Here is a 638-nt window from a genome sequence, read left to right as displayed (position 1 = left end):
GATTGTCAAGGTCGCACAACGACTCGCCTGAAATGAATCCTGGGGCGCGCACAGATGCAGAAAGTATCTCTAGTGCTGCGGTTTCATAATTTTTTTCTAGAGTTTCGGCAATGCGCCGCTCGATAATGACTCGAATCATACTTACTTCCGTATAGCTAACAGTTAAAATAATCACTGTTAATCATAGCGTAGATACTCGAATATGGAATTCAATCAAGAACTTGATGCAACAGGTCTGCTTTGCCCAGAGCCCGTCATGATGCTGCATGAAAAAATGCCCGATATGGAATCTGGAGAAATACTAAAAGTGTTGGCGACAGACCCGTCTACAACCCGAGACATCCCGCAATTTTGTCGCTTTCTGGGGCATACATTGTTAGCTCAAGAAGAAGAAGGCGATCTTTTCGTTTACTTTATTCAGCGCGTTTAATCATCACCAGGTTGCCCTTGTCACTAGGAGTCGCCTGGATGGGCAAGGGCATATTTCATTTCGACTTTACATTGATGATGCCTGCAATAATGATGCAGCTTGACCCGAGAAAGATCGCCAACGTAATTACTTCCCCCCAAAATGCCCACCCTATGGCTGCGGTAAAGATGATTGAAGTATACGTATATTGTCCGACCTTGCCCGCCGC

General features: G+C 45.3%; 1 protein-coding gene. It reads left to right on the top strand.

The annotated features are described in order from the left end of the window. Positions 1–202 precede the first annotated feature (202 nt). Positions 203–430 carry a sulfurtransferase TusA gene (gene tusA, locus A3751_RS02515; protein WP_068451712.1) on the top strand — a complete coding sequence of 76 codons (228 nt, stop codon included), beginning with the start codon at positions 203–205 and terminating at the stop codon, positions 428–430. Positions 431–638 lie beyond the last annotated feature (208 nt).

The organism is Oleiphilus sp. HI0080, assembly GCF_001635135.1.
The sequence above is the reverse complement of the archived record's forward strand: the minus strand, read 5'-3'. Positions and strand labels throughout refer to the sequence as shown.

Excerpts from the sequence above, each read along its gene's own strand:
- tusA (WP_068451712.1), top strand. The coding sequence starts at position 203 with ATGGAATTCAATCAAGAACTTGATGCAACAGGTCTGCTTTGCCCAGAG.